This window comes from Clostridium sp. DL-VIII, assembly GCF_000230835.1.
Classification (GTDB): Bacteria; Bacillota; Clostridia; order Clostridiales; family Clostridiaceae; genus Clostridium.
On record NZ_CM001240.1, the window covers coordinates 1,818,819 to 1,835,887 of the forward strand.

At 30.2% G+C, this 17,069-nt stretch carries 16 protein-coding genes; 14 read left to right on the forward strand and 2 right to left on the reverse strand.

What is annotated here, in order from left to right; all coding sequences use genetic code 11:
* The first annotated feature begins 24 nt into the window (after nucleotides 1-24).
* The 8 genes from CDLVIII_RS08325 (at nucleotide 25) to rfbB (ending at nucleotide 8,350) form a co-directional block, all read left to right on the forward strand.
* Nucleotides 25-1,371, forward strand: a complete 1,347-nt coding sequence (locus tag CDLVIII_RS08325; protein ID WP_009169004.1) for an O-antigen polymerase — start codon at nucleotides 25-27, stop codon at nucleotides 1,369-1,371.
* Nucleotides 1,368-2,531, forward strand: a complete 1,164-nt coding sequence (locus tag CDLVIII_RS08330; RefSeq protein WP_009169005.1) for a glycosyltransferase — start codon at nucleotides 1,368-1,370, stop codon at nucleotides 2,529-2,531. Before CDLVIII_RS08325 ends, CDLVIII_RS08330 begins: the two co-directional genes overlap by 4 nt.
* Nucleotides 2,532-2,548: 17 nt before the next feature.
* Nucleotides 2,549-3,085 carry a serine acetyltransferase gene (locus CDLVIII_RS29215; protein ID WP_009169006.1) on the forward strand — a complete coding sequence of 179 codons (537 nt, stop codon included), beginning with the start codon at nucleotides 2,549-2,551 and terminating at the stop codon, nucleotides 3,083-3,085.
* Nucleotides 3,072-4,469, forward strand: a complete 1,398-nt coding sequence (locus tag CDLVIII_RS08340) for a flippase (RefSeq protein WP_009169007.1) — start codon at nucleotides 3,072-3,074, stop codon at nucleotides 4,467-4,469. Before CDLVIII_RS29215 ends, CDLVIII_RS08340 begins: the two co-directional genes overlap by 14 nt.
* 223 nt (nucleotides 4,470-4,692) lie before the next feature.
* Entirely contained in the window at nucleotides 4,693-5,583 is an 891-nt protein-coding gene (gene rfbA, locus CDLVIII_RS08345) for a glucose-1-phosphate thymidylyltransferase RfbA (RefSeq protein WP_009169008.1), read from the forward strand.
* A 36-nt stretch (nucleotides 5,584-5,619) separates the two neighbouring features.
* A complete protein-coding gene (gene rfbC, locus CDLVIII_RS08350) occupies nucleotides 5,620-6,195 on the forward strand; it encodes a dTDP-4-dehydrorhamnose 3,5-epimerase (RefSeq protein WP_009169009.1) in 576 nt (191 codons plus the stop codon).
* Between the two features lie 21 nt (nucleotides 6,196-6,216).
* On the forward strand, nucleotides 6,217-7,113 hold the full coding sequence (gene rfbD, locus CDLVIII_RS08355) for a dTDP-4-dehydrorhamnose reductase (RefSeq protein ID WP_009169010.1): 897 nt from the start codon (nucleotides 6,217-6,219) through the stop codon (nucleotides 7,111-7,113).
* Between the two features lie 187 nt (nucleotides 7,114-7,300).
* Complete coding sequence (rfbB, locus tag CDLVIII_RS08360; RefSeq protein ID WP_009169011.1) at nucleotides 7,301-8,350, forward strand: dTDP-glucose 4,6-dehydratase; 1,050 nt, start codon at nucleotides 7,301-7,303, stop codon at nucleotides 8,348-8,350.
* A 60-nt stretch (nucleotides 8,351-8,410) separates the two neighbouring features.
* On the opposite strand, the gene CDLVIII_RS08365 is transcribed toward rfbB, so the two are convergent.
* Complete coding sequence (locus tag CDLVIII_RS08365) at nucleotides 8,411-9,274, reverse strand: AraC family transcriptional regulator (RefSeq protein WP_009169012.1); 864 nt, start codon at nucleotides 9,272-9,274, stop codon at nucleotides 8,411-8,413.
* Between the two features lie 253 nt (nucleotides 9,275-9,527).
* Between CDLVIII_RS08365 and CDLVIII_RS08370 the strand changes: the two genes are divergently transcribed.
* The 6 genes from CDLVIII_RS08370 to CDLVIII_RS32725 all read left to right on the forward strand — a co-directional run bounded on the left by CDLVIII_RS08370 (nucleotide 9,528) and on the right by CDLVIII_RS32725 (nucleotide 15,208).
* Complete coding sequence (locus CDLVIII_RS08370; RefSeq protein WP_009169013.1) at nucleotides 9,528-10,421, forward strand: sugar ABC transporter permease; 894 nt, start codon at nucleotides 9,528-9,530, stop codon at nucleotides 10,419-10,421.
* A gap of 11 nt (nucleotides 10,422-10,432) precedes the next feature.
* Nucleotides 10,433-11,329: a carbohydrate ABC transporter permease gene (locus tag CDLVIII_RS08375; RefSeq protein ID WP_009169014.1), complete on the forward strand. Its 897-nt coding sequence runs from the start codon at nucleotides 10,433-10,435 to the stop codon at nucleotides 11,327-11,329.
* Between the two features lie 16 nt (nucleotides 11,330-11,345).
* Nucleotides 11,346-13,505, forward strand: a complete 2,160-nt coding sequence (gene gnpA / locus CDLVIII_RS08380) for a 1,3-beta-galactosyl-N-acetylhexosamine phosphorylase (protein ID WP_009169015.1) — start codon at nucleotides 11,346-11,348, stop codon at nucleotides 13,503-13,505.
* A gap of 95 nt (nucleotides 13,506-13,600) precedes the next feature.
* Nucleotides 13,601-13,756 (forward strand): hypothetical protein, encoded by a 156-nt coding sequence (locus CDLVIII_RS31160; protein ID WP_009169016.1) that lies wholly within the window; start codon nucleotides 13,601-13,603, stop codon nucleotides 13,754-13,756.
* A 104-nt stretch (nucleotides 13,757-13,860) separates the two neighbouring features.
* Nucleotides 13,861-14,436 carry an extracellular solute-binding protein gene (locus CDLVIII_RS32720; protein WP_347462204.1) on the forward strand — a complete coding sequence of 192 codons (576 nt, stop codon included), beginning with the start codon at nucleotides 13,861-13,863 and terminating at the stop codon, nucleotides 14,434-14,436.
* On the forward strand, nucleotides 14,411-15,208 hold the full coding sequence (locus CDLVIII_RS32725; protein WP_347462205.1) for a carbohydrate ABC transporter substrate-binding protein: 798 nt from the start codon (nucleotides 14,411-14,413) through the stop codon (nucleotides 15,206-15,208). The genes CDLVIII_RS32720 and CDLVIII_RS32725 overlap by 26 nt, the downstream gene beginning before the upstream one ends.
* A 235-nt stretch (nucleotides 15,209-15,443) precedes the next feature.
* Here CDLVIII_RS32725 and CDLVIII_RS31855 read toward each other — a convergent pair whose 3' ends face one another.
* A complete protein-coding gene (locus CDLVIII_RS31855) occupies nucleotides 15,444-16,823 on the reverse strand; it encodes a polysaccharide biosynthesis tyrosine autokinase (RefSeq protein ID WP_009169018.1) in 1,380 nt (459 codons plus the stop codon).
* Nucleotides 16,824-17,069 lie beyond the last annotated feature (246 nt).

The window sequence follows — 17,069 nt, forward strand, 5'->3', positions numbered from 1 at the left end:
ATATTAAAGCGAGGAGGAGATAGAGTGAGACCTGCAGTTATTGTGTGCTGTATTATATTTTTACTTATCGCAGTTATTGCTGCGAAATGGGAGAAAAAAATATGTAATCCTATAACTATTTTATTGACACTATGGTCTATTATCATGTTTTTGTCAATGTTACAACTATATACATTGTATCCAGCAAAAGATAGGACATACTATTTAATAATTGGTGGATTAGTAAGTTTTATTATTGGATATGTTTTTATATCAATATGTATATTTGGAAAGACAAGAAGAATATCACTTAATGGTGGTGGAATTAACCCTTATGATGGAGTAAAAAATCATCTAAACTACAAATTAACATATATTTTTGCTTTGATTTGTATTATTTATCTATTAGTTAACTTTGGAAGTTACGGAATCGAATTAATAAAAAGCGGTTTTAGCTTAGGTGTTGTACAAGACTATTTATATAATACAGACAATGGTGGAAATAGTGGTATTTTTAATGCAATAGGATTTTTAATAACAAATCCGATGTATATAGCAATTAATGCAACGACGGCTGTAGATTTTTGGATGGGAAAAAGAGATAAAAAATTATTGGTATGTTGTCTATTAATCTTGTTGCTTAGGATTGTATCAACAGGTGGTAGACAAAGCGCTATCCAATTCGCGATATTTATGATTGTAGCATATACATTTTCATTAAAAAGCAAAAAGGAAATAAGAGATAGGCAAACCCAAAAAGAAGAACGTAAAAAAAAGAAAATCTTTTTGATAGTCGGAGTTCTGGTAGTAATTTCTCTAATTATCATGACTATGTCAAGAACAAAATCTGCATGGAAAACGATATATCTAGATTTTGCAATGCAACCGTATATGTTTGAGTATTGGAGTGAAAAAGTATCATCAACAGGTCAATATGGATATGGTTTCGCTTCATGGATTGGATTTTCGTATCCATGTTTTTATGTTGTCAAAAATTTATTACCAGTACTTTCTGTACCTGATTTTTTTGCACAAATTTATGATTTGACACTAAGTGTTATGAATGAATGGAATGCGATTGGAGATATTTTACGTGCTAATGCATATGTTTCCGTATTTTGGTATTTATTTTATGATGCAAGAGAGGTTGGAATTGTTATTGGAATGTTTCTGTTGGGCTTTTTTGCGAATTTGTCTTATGTAAAAACAAAAAGATTGCCAAGTGAACGTAATATTTGTCTTTATTCATTAATGGTTGTGCTATTATTCTACACTTTTGGAGATTTAGAAATTGCAAAGCCCAATTTTGCATTGGCAATTATCTATATTAGATTTGTATTGTATTCCCAAAAGACACTTATTAATATTCATACAGGAGGGCGAAGATATTGAATATAGTAAAGAGAATACCAAGATTCATACGTCACCAAAAAGAGTTTTTAATAGATTGGTTTTCCTTTAATAATACATTACGTAGTTTGGAAGGGAAAAAAATTATTATATTGATAAGTAATAATTCAGATGGAAGTGGTGGTGCACCAGTTGTTTTATATGAATATGCAAAATATTTAAATTCTAGTAATAATACAACTCTCTTTTTGGCGGGCAAGGGTGGAGAAATTATAAGTGATGCCAGAGAAAGGGGAATTCCTGCTTTTAGAATGGGATTTATGTATAAATGGTATATTCGAAAAATACAACAATTAGATCTAGATGCTATAGTAGTAAACACAATTACAATGTATAAATATATAGACCAACTTATTGAAAATAATAAGTTGAATCATAAAATAATATGGTGGATTCATGAAGAAGACAGAATACTGAAATCATTCGCTCATTATATGCCAAAACAGACAAATCAAAATCTTCGCATTATGTGCGTAAGTGAAAGGATTAAAGATTCATTAGTAAAATTAAGAAATGATTTAGATTACGGTATCATGTACTACGGTTGTATTGATGAATTTCAAAATCACTTTTATGAGTTTGCCAGCAAAAAAAGCTTTAAAAGAAAAGAATATGTCATTTCAGTGATTGGAAGAATATGTTCGCGAAAAAACCAAATGCAAATTGTGAATGCGTATAGTTTACTCAATCAAGAAATTCGTGAAAACATTAGAATAAAAATTGTTGCAGGATCTGCCGATGAGTTATATAAAAATAGATTACTCGACCAAATAGGTACTAATAATAACATTGAAATTATTGGTCCTATAGCTCGAAATGATATGTATAAAATTTATCTTGAATCTGATCTTATTGTTTGTTGTTCGATAGATGATCCTTTGCCAGTTGTTATAACGGAGGCGATGATGTTTGGATGTCCTTTTATTACTTCATCTAAAACAGGTCAATCCGGATTAATGGAAAATGGGGTTAATGGCAATATATATAATTTTGAGAGTGATGATGAATTAGCAGTAGCTATTGAAAAATGCTTCAAAAATAGACATATAAGTTTTGAAGTATCAAAAGGAGCTAGAAAACTGTATGAAAAGTATTTTTCATTGGAGCATTTAGATCAACAGGTTAAAGAGTTGTGCAAATAAAGAATGGTAGGTGGCATATGTTTGATATTTTAAAGAAAGAGTACATTAATATATATGGCAAGAGGAAAATGTTAATGATTAGATCTTTTTTGCTTTATTATAGATCGTTAGAGTTTAGGGTAGTTATCTTAATTCGATATTATTTAGCATCGGAAAATTCGCAAATTAAGAAGCACTTAAGGAAAAAATTGTCTCTAAAATATCATGTTGATATTGGAAGAAATCCAAAAATTGGGAAAAACTTTAGGTTTGCACATTTTCAAGGAACAATTATTGGTAATGAGGTTGTAATTGGTGATAATTGCACGATATATCAACAAGTCACGCTAGGACAAAAAATATATGGTTTAGCAGGCTATGGGGATGATCCAATATTGGGAGACAATATAGTAATATTTGCTGGAGCAAAAGTTCTTGGAAAAATACATGTAGGAAACAACTCTGTAGTAGGTGCTAACGCAGTTGTATTAAAGGATGTACCCGAAAATAGCTGTGCTGTTGGTATTCCCGCACACATAATTAAAGGTGAGGATAAAAATAATGGGGCAACTTAAGAAAAATATAACATATAATTTTGTATATCAAATATTGATTTTAGTAGTACCATTTATTACAGCACCATATTTGTCAAGGAAAATAGGAGCAAGTGGGGTTGGAACATATTCCTTTTCACAGTCTATTGCAATGTATTTCACATATATTACTACATTGGGACTTTCAAATTATGGTAATAGGGTAATTGCTTCTGTTCAAGCAGATAGAAAGGAACGTTCAAGAATTTTTTGCGAAATCTACTGTATGCAGATGATATGTTTTTTTGTCAGTGTAGCCTTGTATGCTATATATATTGAGTTCTTTAGCGTCGATAAAGTGGCAGCTGTTATTATGGTAGTATGGGTTATTTCGGCTTTATTTGATATTAACTGGTTCTTTTTTGGAATGGAGCAGTTCAAACTTACAGTCATTAGAAATACAGCCGTAAAGTTATTGTCAGTTATTTGTATTTTTATTTTTGTTAGAACAAAAAATGATGTATATATTTATATTCTTATTATGGCATTATGTACAATTATCAGTCAGATATGTTTGTGGCCATATGTAAAAAAATTAGTTGATATCAAAATGCCGTCTTGGCATAATGTTCTTTCGCATTTTAAGCCCAATTTTATTTTGTTCATTCCCGTAATTGCAGTAAGCATATATAAGATATTGGATAAAATCATGTTAGGTTATATGTGTACTATGGATGAGGTCGGTTATTATGAAAATGCTGAAAAAATAATTAATATAGTACAGTCGCTAATTGTAGCGATTGGTACAGTAATGCTGCCTCGGATGACAGCACTATTCTCTTCAAGTGATGAAAACACTAGCAAGAAATATATGGATATTACTATGAATGCTGTAATGATATATGTATCTGCTGCTTCGTTTGGCTTGTTTGCTATAAAAGATGAATTTGTAATTTTTTATTTTGGCGATAATTTTCAAAAGACCGAACCAATTTTAGGAATGCTTGCTATTACACTACTCTTTTTTGGATGTGGGAATGTATTGCGTACACAATATTTAATCCCAAAAAAGAAAGATCAGATTTATATTAAATCAGCAATAGTTGGTGCAATAGTAAATATTCTGGTTAATTTACTACTGATTGAAAAGTATGGTGGTTTGGGTGCAGCCGTAGGGACTGTGTGTGCAGAGATTATTGTATGTTTCTATCAGTTTTATAAAGTTAGAAAAGAAGTTAATTTTGTTAGATATATTCCCAATGCACTACTCTTCCTATCATTTGGATTTATAATGTTATGTGTAATGCATGTGTTACCAACAATTAATAGTAAAATACTTTCTCTGGCTTCTGATGTTTTTGTTGGAGCAATTGTGTATTTAACGTTAGTAGGGATATACATTTTTATCAAAAGGAAATACAAATAATCCAATAGTTGGAAAATTGGCCATAAGTTTCTTAATAGCACCCCAGGAGTATAAGAATTCAAATTACAAGTGCCTGCTAAATAATAAATTTTATGCAGTGTTTTTCTATTGGAGGAATTAGTTAACCACAGGTCAATTTAGAGTATGCAATGAAAATTCCAGAGATTAAAGAAGATTTTGAAGAATATTTAGACAGTATAAGAGTAGGAAATGGAGATAAGATATGAAAGGAATTATTTTAGCAGGAGGATCAGGTACTCGCCTATATCCAGTAACAAAAGCAATGTCAAAGCAAATGGTACCAATATACGATAAACCAATGATTTATTATCCAATGTCGGTTTTAATGCTTGCAGGAATTAGGGACATTTTAATTATATCTACACCAAGAGATATAGTTAATTTTAAAGAGCTTTTTAAAGATGGACAAGAATTGGGATTAAATATTGAATATGCAGTTCAGGAAAAGCCTAAAGGCCTTGCAGAAGCATTTATTATTGGAGAAGAGTTTATAGAAAATGATAATGTAGCAATGGTTCTTGGGGATAATATTTTTTATGGACAAAGCTTTACAGAGCATTTAAGAAAAGCAGCTAGTTTAGAAAGTGGTGCATGCATATTTGGATATTATGTTCAAAACCCGAAGGCTTTTGGCGTGGTTGAATTTGATGATAATGGAAAAGTTATATCTTTAGAAGAAAAACCAGAAAAACCAAAATCTAAATATGCAGTGCCAGGACTTTATTTTTATGATAATTCAGTAGTTAAAAAAGCTAAAGAGTTAGTGCCTTCACCAAGAGGTGAGTTAGAGATAACTGATTTAAATAAAGTTTATATGGAAGAAGGAACATTAAAGGTTCAATTATTAGGCAGAGGAATGGCATGGCTTGACACTGGAACTCATGCATCTATGCTTCAGGCTTCTAATTTTGTTGAGGCAGTACAAAGTACTCAGGGAACATATATAGCCTGCCTTGAAGAAATTGCTTACAGAAAAGGATGGATAAGTTCAGAACAAGTCATTGAACTTGCTAAACCATTAATGAAAACAGGATATGGTAAGTACTTAATAGACATAGTAGAGGAAGTAGAAATTCAAAAGGCTAAATCATAAATTGTAGCTATTAATAGGAAATGAGGAGTTAAGAACATGGGGAATTTTATTTTTAATAAAACCGATATAGAAGGAGTCTATATAATAGAATCTAAAGTTTTCGGAGATAACAGAGGTTATTTTATGGAAACTTATAATAGGGAAGATTTTTCAGGGGCTGGTCTTAATATGAATTTTGTTCAAGATAATGAATCTAGATCTAGCAAAGGTGTACTTAGAGGACTTCACTTTCAAAGAAAACATAGTCAGGGTAAACTTGTCAGAGTGACTAAAGGTGAGGTTTTTGATGTAGCAGTAGATTTAAGAACAGGATCTTCTACTTATGGTAAGTGGGAAGGCGTTGTTTTAAGTGAAGAAAATAAAAAACAATTTTACATTCCGGAAGGTTTTGCTCATGGATTTTTAGTACTTTCAGATGAAGCTGTATTTAATTATAAATGTACAGATTTTTACGCTCCAGAATATGATGGTGGAGTTATGTGGAATGATTCAGATATTAATATAGAATGGCCAATGGATGGTATAGAAAATATAATTTTATCTGAAAAGGATAAAAATCATCCAAGCTTTAAAGAATTGGATTTAAGTGATTATGAAGATTTTAGATTGTAGGATTTCAAGGAGTATGGATTTATGAAGATATTAATAACAGGCTCAAAAGGTCAATTAGGTAATGAAATTTTAGATATAATAAAAAGTGGAAAAGCTGAAATAGGTGAAATTTCAGAGGGTATGAAGAAATCTGAAGTCATAGCATTAGACGTGGATGAATTAGATATAACTGACTTAGGACAAGTTAAAGATAAAATAAATGATTTAAAGCCAGATGTAATAATTAATTGTGCAGCAGCAACAAATGTTGATGGCTGTGAAAGTAATGAAGATTTTGCATTTAAAGTTAATTCAATTGGCCCAAGAAATTTAGCTATAGCAGCTGAGGAAGTTGGGGCTAAATTAGTGCAGGTATCAACTGATTATGTATTTAGTGGAGTAGGAAATAAACCATTAACTGAATATGATTTAACAGCTCCATATAGTGTATATGGAAAAACTAAGCTTTTAGGTGAAAACTATGTTAGAGAACTTTCTTCAAAATATTTTATAGTAAGAACAGCTTGGCTTTATGGTTATGTAGGCCATAACTTTGTTTATACCATGAGAAGACTTGGAAAAGAGAAAGACATGATTACAGTAGTTAATGATCAAAGGGGTAACCCTACCAATGCTAATGATTTAGCTTATCATATATTAAAGCTTATAGAAACAGAAGAATATGGAATATATCATTGTACAGGTAAAGGAGAATGCACCTGGTATGACTTTGCTAAAATGATAATTGAATTATCTGGCGAGAAATGTGAAGTTAAACCTTGTACTTCAGAGGAGTATAAAACTCCAGCAAAAAGACCAGAATATTCATCTCTTGATAATATGATGCTTAGAAATACTATAGGTGATGAAATGCGAGACTGGAAGGATGCAATAAAATCATTTATAAGTAAAACGAAACTTATTCAGAGGGAGTTTTAGTCTCCCTCTAAATTTAGTTGAGTTAATCTAGGGTCGTGCTATTCTTTACTCCTTCTTAAATAAAAGTCGAGAACTAAAAATGTAATCTATATTTTTATGTGAATCACTTTCACTTTTAGATGTTAGGGAGTATTAGAAGAGCTAGACATCAGACAAATTAGATAAGTAAAATAAAGGGGTTGTAATAATGAAAACATATTTAGTTACAGGTGGAGCAGGCTTTATAGGCTCAAACTTTGTTTTGTACATGTTAAATAAATATAAGGACATTAGAATAATTAATTTAGATAAATTAACTTATGCGGGAAATTTAGAAAATCTTAAATCAATTGAGAATGACGAAAGATATACCTTTGTTCAAGGGGATATTTGTGATAAAGAATTGGTTTTAAATTTATTTGAAAATAATGATATAGATTATGTTGTTCACTTTGCAGCAGAATCACATGTTGATAGAAGTATAAAAGAACCAGAAGTATTTGTGAGTACTAATGTACTTGGAACAGTTAATATGCTTAATTGTGCTAAAAATGCATGGGAAACAGAAGATGGATTTAAAGAAGGAGTTAAGTTTCTTCATGTATCAACTGATGAGGTTTATGGCTCTTTGGGAGATGAAGGATTCTTTATGGAAACAACACCATTAGATCCACATAGTCCATATTCATCAAGTAAAGCAAGTTCGGATTTCATGGTTAAAGCTTACTATGATACTTATAAAATGCCTATAAACATTACTAGATGCTCAAATAACTATGGGCCATTTCAATTTCCTGAAAAGTTAATTCCATTGTTAATAAATAACTGTTTGAATCATAAGGAGTTACCTGTATACGGTGATGGGATGAATATAAGAGACTGGCTTTTTGTAGAAGATCATGCAAAAGCAATTGATATGGTTATTAATGGCGGCAGACTTGGTGAAGTTTATAATGTTGGCGGGCATAATGAAAGAACTAATATTCAAATAGTAAAAACAGTTATATCCTATATAAATGAAAATATTGATAAAAACGTAACTGAAAATTTGATTAAGTATGTAGACGATAGAAAAGGTCACGATAGAAGATACGGAATAGCTCCAGATAAAATAAAGGCAGAGCTGGGCTGGTATCCTGAAACTACATTTGAAGTTGGAATAAAGAAAACTATTAAATGGTATTTAGATAATAAAGAATGGATGAATAATGTTACATCTGGTGATTATCAAAAATACTATGATAATATGTATAAATAACATTAATTATAAAAAAGATGTTCGCTGAAAATTGTGAACATCTTTTTTTGTACTTTATCTCTATAATTTACTTTTTGATCTATATGCTCTAGGGGAAACAGCTGTCTGCTTTTTAAAAATCTGACTAAAATAAGAAGAATTGGAGAAGCCAACAATTGAGGCTATATCTCTAATGGAATAATTTGTGGTAGATAATAATATTTTAGACTCATCTATTCGTTTATTTATTAAATAAGCGATAGGAGATACACCAATTTGCTTTGTAAAGGTATGAACTAAATTATATTTGTTCATATAAGATATATATGCTAACTGATCTAAGGTTATGTTATTAGCATAATGAGTATCTAAATAATTTTTTACTTTAATACATTCTAAGTTTAAGTTTTTATTTGGGTTTTCAATGAATAGCATGGAAGAATTATTTCTTAAAACATTTATTAGAAAAAGAGAAAGTATGCTTTTGCAAGCAGTTTCATATCTATAATCTTTAATTTCAATTTCTTGTATTAGAGAATTTAAATAACTTAATATGGAAGAACTATTTGAATTAAAGTGTAGTATCTTATATAAATTGTTAATGGTTTCATCATCCTCAGTAAAGTGATGAATTTCGGAAAAGTTAATTGAAAAATTGTCAATTCCTAGAACTATGTATTCTAGAGGAATATTTTCAAAACTAGATTTTTCAGTGTGAAGACAGTTGGGATTTATAATAATAAGATCCCACTGATTAACTTTTATAGTAGAATCATCAAATTCGAAATATCCAACACCATCAGTTATAAAGAAAATTTCCATGAATGGATGAAAGTGACGAGTGCTAGGCCAATCATTTTCAAATTTTGATTTATTAATATAAAGAAGTTGAAAATTAAAATTAGAAAGATCCTTCTCATGTATTAGATATCTTGTATTACTCATAAAACACCTCAAAATTATTATTTATTATATGATAAAAGTTTATTAAGTATAAATGTGTAGATTTTAAAGAGTACCTTATTAGGAAATATATCATTATTTGTAATTGATTTCAATTTATTTAATAAATAAATTTAATTTAAATTGTGATTAAAGCCAAGATAACTAAAAAAAATGACAATAATCTTGTTGTGAAAATGATTACGAAATAATATTATATAATTACCAAGATAAAGGAAAAGGAGGTAATAAATTAATGATTAGTAAGAGCAAGGAAAATAAAATTTTTGTAGTGTTATCATTACTTCCAGCAACAATACTATTTATAATATTTATGATTATACCAACGATTAACGTGTTTTGGATGTCTTTGTTTAAATGGGGAGGTTTAGTAAACAAAAAGAAGTTTGTTGGGCTGGATAATTTTAAGATATTACTAAATGATGCGAATTTTTTAAGATCTTTTGAAAATACAGTTTTTTTATTAGTAATAGTGACAATAGTTACTTTAGCTCTAGCCATAACATCAGCTGCAATCTTAACAAGGGAAGATACAAAATTCAAAAATTTTTTTAGAATAGTATTTTATTTTCCAAATATATTATCCGTAGTTGTAATATCAGGTATATTTTCAGCAATACTTGATTCGAATCAAGGAATAATTAATGCAACGTTAAAGGCTTTAAACCTCGAATCACTTACACGAATGTGGCTTGGAGATCAGCAAGTTGTAGTATGGTGCATTGCAGTAGCAATGATTTGGCAGGCTGTTGGATATTATATGGTAATGTATATGGCAAGTATGAGTAGCATTCCAAGCAGTATTTATGAATCAGCAGAATTAGAAGGTGCAACAAGAATACAACAATTTTTCAAAATAACAATTCCATTAATATGGAGCACTGTAAGAACTACATTAACTTTCTTTGTAATAAGTACAATAAATTTAAGCTTTTTGTTTGTAAAAGTTATGACTATGGGTGGACCTGATGGTTCTTCAGAAGTATTTTTAAGCTATATGTACTCCCAAGCTTATAGTAATTCAGCTTATGGATATGGAATGACAATAGGGGTAGTGGTATTTGTATTCTCATTCTTACTATCCGTAATAATAAACAAAATAACTAAAAGAGATGTTATAGAGTTTTAGGAGGTACAGGTATGAAAAATTCACTTAAAGACAGATCTGGCCAAAGGTTAATGAAATTATTTACTTATATTTGCCTATGTATTTTTGCGCTTAGCATATTAGTACCTTTAGGCTGGTCATTTTTAGCTTCATTGAAATATAAGTCTGAGTTTTATGGTAATCCATGGGCTCTCCCAAAAGGCTTTTATTTTGAAAACTTTAGAAAAGCCTTTGTAGATGCACATATGGGAGAATATTTTATAAATTCAATTATTGTAACTGCATTAGCTCTTGTTATCTTATTAGTTGTTTCTATACCAGCAGCTTACGTTTTATCAAGATTTGAATTTAAAGGCAGAAAATTCTTTAATATATTATTTGCAGCTGGTTTATTTATAAATGTAAATTATATAGTAATCCCCATTTTTCTATTAGTTTTAGATGGAGAAAAAGTAGTGAGAGAAATTTTTGCATTACCAGCTAGTATGGAAGTGTTTTTAGATAGCAGAATTGTTTTGAGTATAATTTATGCAGCAACAGCAATACCATTTACAGTATATTTACTAATAAATTATTTTCAAACATTATCTAAATCATATGAAGAAGCTGCTTATATTGATGGATGCAGCAAGTTAAGAACTTTAGTAGAAGTTATTATACCAATGGCCAAGCCTAGCATTATAACTGTCATATTATTTAATTTTTTGGCATTTTGGAATGAATATATTATAGCATTGACTTTATTGCCAAATGGATCAAAAACTTTGCCACTGGGATTAATAAATTTAATGCAAGTACAAAAAACAGCAACTGATTACGGTTCCATGTATGCAGGTCTTGTAATTGTTATGATACCTACAATAATTTTATATATATTAGTTCAAAAAAAATTAACAGAAGGTATGACTGTAGGAGGAATAAAAGAATAATATTAGGAGGATTGCAATGAATAAAGGAAGAGTGACGATACCAACTGATGACAATTTTATGAAAGAAACTATTGAAATACTAGAGAAATGGGGAGCAGATGCAATTAGAGACTGCGATGGATTTAAGCTTCCGCCTGAAATTAAAGGTGTAGCAGAGAAAATATATTCAACATATTTTCCAGCTCGTGGAGATAATGAGTGGGCAGAGGCGAATATGAATGAATTACAAGAAACTTATTTAATGAGTAAATATGTTTTAGCTCAAGAAGAAACATTGGTGATAGATATAATGAATGGATATCTAGAAGAGCAGGTCCAGCCAGATTCTTATCATGATATAAAATATTTTTGGGAGGTAATAGATAGAACTACTGGAGGCATTGTAGATATAAAGGATTGGGATTATGATGAGAAGACTCAAAAAGTAACAATAAGAAATGCAGTGAAGTGGCATGAATATACAGTTTCATTTTTAGCATATTGTATTTGGGATCCTACACAAATGTATAACCATATTACTAATGATTGGAAGGATAAGCCACATGAATTACCTTTTGACATAAGGCATGAAAAAACAAATAATCATGTAATTGAAGCAATGTATGAATGGTTAGATGAGCATCCAGATTCTAATATAGTTCGTTTTACAACATTCTTTTACCACTTTACATTAGTATTTAATAACAAGAGAAAAGAAAAATATGTTGATTGGTTTGGATACAGCTCAAGTGTAAGTGCACAAGCTTTAATGGAATTTGAAAAAGTTAAGGGATATAAATTAAGACCAGAAGATATAATTGATCAAGGATACTATAATAGTACGTTTAGAGTTCCAACACAAAAATATTTGGATTATATGGATTTTCAACAAGAATTTGTTGCTTGTAATGTTAAAAAATTAGTTGATATAACACATGAAAAAGGAAGAGAAGCAATGATGTTTCTTGGAGATACATGGATAGGAACAGAACCTTATGGAAAATATTTTGATAGTATTGAATTAGATGCTGTAGTTGGATCTGTAGGGAGTGGAGCTACTCTTAGAATGATTTCGGATATACCTGGAGTTAAGTATACGGAAGGCAGGTTTTTACCTTATTTCTTTCCAGATGTATTTTATGAAGGAAATGACCCTATAATAGAAGCTAGAGAAAATTGGCTGACAGCCAGAAGGGCAATAATGAGAAAACCAGTAGATAGAATAGGATATGGTGGATATTTATCACTAGCATATAAATTTCCTGAATTTGTAGATTATATTAAGGATATTTGTGATGAATTCAGAGAAATATATAAAAATATAAATGGAGTAAAGCCTTATTGTGGATTAAAGATTGGTGTGTTAAATTGCTGGGGGAAGCTTCGTACATGGCAAACCCATATGGTAGCACATGCTTTATGGTACAAGCAAGCTTACACTTATATTGGAATTATAGAAGCCTTAAGTGGAATGAGTGTAGATGTGGAATTCATTAGCTTCGATGACATAAAAAATAATGGAATACCAAAAGATATTGATGTAATAATAAATGCTGGAGATTCAGGAACAGCATTTAGTGGTGGTGAAACATGGTTAGATGAAAAGGTAATTACTACTGTGAGAGAATGGATATTTAATGGAGGAGGATTTATTGGAGTTGGAGAACCGTCAGCAGTATTAAATCAAGGGAAATTTTTTCAATTATCAGATGCTTTAGGCGTTGATAAAGAATTAGGTTTTTCACTAAGTGAAGACAAATATTTTAATATGAAGGCAGATAAGCATTTCATAACAGAAGATGTAGTTGAACCTCTAGATTTTGGAGAAAGCCAAAAGAATATATATGCTATTAAAGAAAGTACAGAAATAATAGAAATTGAAAAGGATAATTTATTAATGGCATCTAATTCTTACGGAAAAGGCCGTGCAGTTTATATTGCAGGATTACCATATTCAGCACAGAATACCCGTTTATTAACGAGAGCGTGCTTTTATGTAGCTAATAAAGAAGAAAGAATGAAAAAGTGGTATTGTGATAATATTTACTGTGAAGTGGCTGCATATTTAGATTGTAAAAAATATGCTGTTGTAAATAACTCTAATGAAAAACAAACAACAAATGTATATGACGGCATAGGCATAGCCGCAAAAATTGAGCTGAAACCATGTGAAATAATATGGATAGATGTTAAATAAGCATTATTTTATTGAGTTGAAGACTTATGAAATGTCACTTAATAACGTGATTAATATTAAATAAATATTATTTTATTATACTAGGTGGTGAATAAGTGAAAAAAATAATTTATATATTAATTTTTTTAATATCAATATTTTTAGTTATTGAAGGGAGATCTATTAATAATTATATTGGATTGCTAATTATGTTTATAGGCTTAGGCGGGATATTGGCAGAGGTATATTTATATAATAAACAATATTTATAACGTTTACAAACGTAACTAAAATTAAGAGCAAAAAAATTATAGTAATAAATTTTGTACACATAGTAGAGTAAGTATAAAATGCTAAAATAAAAGGGGGAGAGACTGTGAAAAAAAGATTATTATCAATGATATTAGCTTCAATGATTTTGCTTCCTATGTTAACTGGATGCGGTAACAGTACATCAGTGGGAACCAGTACAAAGGAAAATAAGGTGCTAAAAGTAGCAGCGTTTGAAGGTGGTTATGGAAAAGTTTATTGGGAGAAGTTAAAAGAGAACTTTGAAAAGGAACATGAAGGGGTTACTGTAGAATTAACATGTGCTTCTAACTTAGCAGACATTCTTCGTCCGCAAATTCAAGCAGGTAATGTACCAGATTTTATTTATTTGGCTACTGGCGCAAAGGAAGCTTTAACTGAAACATTTATTAAGGATCAAGCTTTATCAGATTTATCAGGAGTGTTAAATAAAAAGGTTCCAGGAGAAAATGTTACTGTAAAGGAAAAGATATTACCAGGATTTTTAGATACAGCAGCAACTAATCCTTATGGAGATGGAAAAACATATTTGGCACCATTGTTTTACAGTCCAACAGGATTATTTTATGATAAACATCTTTTTGAACAAAAGGGATATACACTTCCAAAAACCTGGGATGAAAATGTATGCGTTAGGAGATAAAGCTAAAGCTGATGGAATATCATTGTTCTCATATGCTACTTCTGGATATTTTGATTGTGTTATGCCGCCTTTATTAGCAGCAAATGGTGGTATTGATAAAGTTAAAGATGCTTTTAATTATAAGGAAGGCTTTTGGGACACAAAAGAAGCTAGAACTGCATTAGATACAATTGGCAAAATGAAAAATTATTTAGAACCATCAGTTGTTGGAAATGCTAATAAGCAAGGATTCACTAAGAATCAACAATTAGTTTTAGATGATAAAGCATTATTTATTCCAAATGGAAATTGGTTACCAGATGAAATGAAGGATGCTCCAAGAGCAGATGGATTTGAATGGGGATTTATGCCATATCCATCATACAAAGCTGGGGATAAGCAATATTCTGTAAGTTTCCTTGAACAAATGTATATCCCTAAAGATGCTTCTAATAAAGAATTGGCAGAAGAATTTATGGCTTATATGTATAGCGATGAGGCTGTTGGAATAATAGCTGAAAATGCTAAAGCAGTTGTTCCGGTAAATGGTGCTTTAAAAATTGCTGATAAATATTTAACTCCGTTGCAAAAAGAATTATATAAGATATATGATAATGGTGCATTACCAATAATGGGCAGCTTTGCAGCTACTAATCCGGTAGAAGGTGTAAACTGGACAGATATATATCTTGGAACAATCGATTCAGTAATGTCAGGGACTAAGAGTGTTGATGATTGGCAAAAACTTTTAGATGAGGCAAGTAGTAAATTAAGAGCAGCAATAATTAAATAAAAATAACGAGGAAAAGTTAATTTGAGAATAATAATTAACCATCAATTCTAGCAGTATGTAATTTAGCAACTGCATTCACAAGTTCCCTCAGAAGCACCTCGGATGTCCGAAAATTTACAAGTACAAGCGTTGTACTAAAGAATTATTTAGTGCAATTTTTGTTTTAAGTAAATAGCTGTATGAATATAATGTTATATTCATACAGCTATTCTCTTTGGATCCAGAAGCACGAAATTCAACCAAGCAGACTTCTAGTAGTCTTATTGCTGGAACCATGACTTCTATAATAATATGTATCCTTATTATACTCAGTTCTATGTAACACAGTTCCAATTACTAAGCCGCTGACCTTTGTTAATAGGCTTTTGGTTTCTAATACTGATTTAGCATTTGTTAGGCCTGAACGTATTACAATTAAAGTACAGTCTACTTTTGATGATAGAATTTGGGCATCAGTAACTGCTTGGGCAGGCGGGCTGTCTAGCAGGATTATATCGTATTTTTGATTTAATTCAGTTAGTATATCATCCATTGTTTGGGATGCTAACATACTTGCTGGTTTTTCGGTAAATTTCCCAGAAGAGATTACATAAAGGTTTTTGTTATGCTTTTGAATTACATTATCTAAGGAGTCTCTTTTTAGTATAACATCAGATAAACCAGAAGTATTAGATATATTAAATTTTTCATGTAAAGAAGGCTTTCTAAGATCACAGTCTACTATTATTACTTTTTTGTCGTTTTCAGCAAAAGATAAAGCTAAATTTCCAGCTACTGTCGATTTCCCTTCTTGCAATTTTGAACTTGTAACTAATATGGTTTTGATAGTTTTTTCTGATTCAGAATATAGGATATTGGTTATTAGTGTCCTGTAAGCTTCTGCCACAATAGATTTTGGCTTTTTTTCTACTATAAGCGTTATATGATTTTTTATTTTTCGTACCTTAGTGTCATCAGGGATTATGCCGAAAGTCGGCAGCTGAACAATTCTTTCTAATTTCTCTTTGTCTTTAAATGTATAATCAAGAAATTCTATTAAAAAAATAATTCCGAAGCTTAACATAAGACCGATTATAAACCCTATAGCTACATACATTCTTTTCTTTGAACTAGTCAATGTTTCAGATATTACAACATCTTCTATTACTTTCACGGTGCTATCAGGGATAAGCTCCTGTGTTTCTTTAATAAATTCATCAGTTATTGCAGAAACTGTATCTTTAGCTAATGATTTATTTAAATTTATATATCTTATTTCCAGTATTTGAGTATTTGCCGTTGGAATTGTTGTAAGCGCATTAAGTACAGCTGATGATTGTAAATCTATGTTATGTTCTTTTAGTGCTTTTGAAACTAAAGTATTAGTTTTTGCTAATTCAGAATAAGTTTTTAATAATTTTTGATACATTTCTACATCATTATTATCATACTTTTCTTTGTCCGCAGTTTCCTTACCTACAAAGACTTTAGTGCAAGCTTCATATTGTGGTTTAACTATATAAAAACTATAAAAAATAGATATTGCTGTTGTTATAAGTGGCAAAATAATTACTAATTTCCATTTCTTTTTAAGTATCTGAAAAATTTCTTCAATAGATATTGTTTCTGAATCCATTTAATTTCCCCCTGTGAGTAATATACGCAGATAAAACAAAAATAGAGTATAATTTAAAAGAAAAAGAAATTGTGCAAAACATTATAATATTTTTCTACAATAATTTTACAGAACTAACTGAACATAGTAAATGTAATTTTATGTATAAGTTAATGTTTAATACAAATAATTACATATTATTAGTTAAATACCATATAAGTCCATATTACCATCAAATAACCAAAAATTCAAATTGCTTTTACAAAA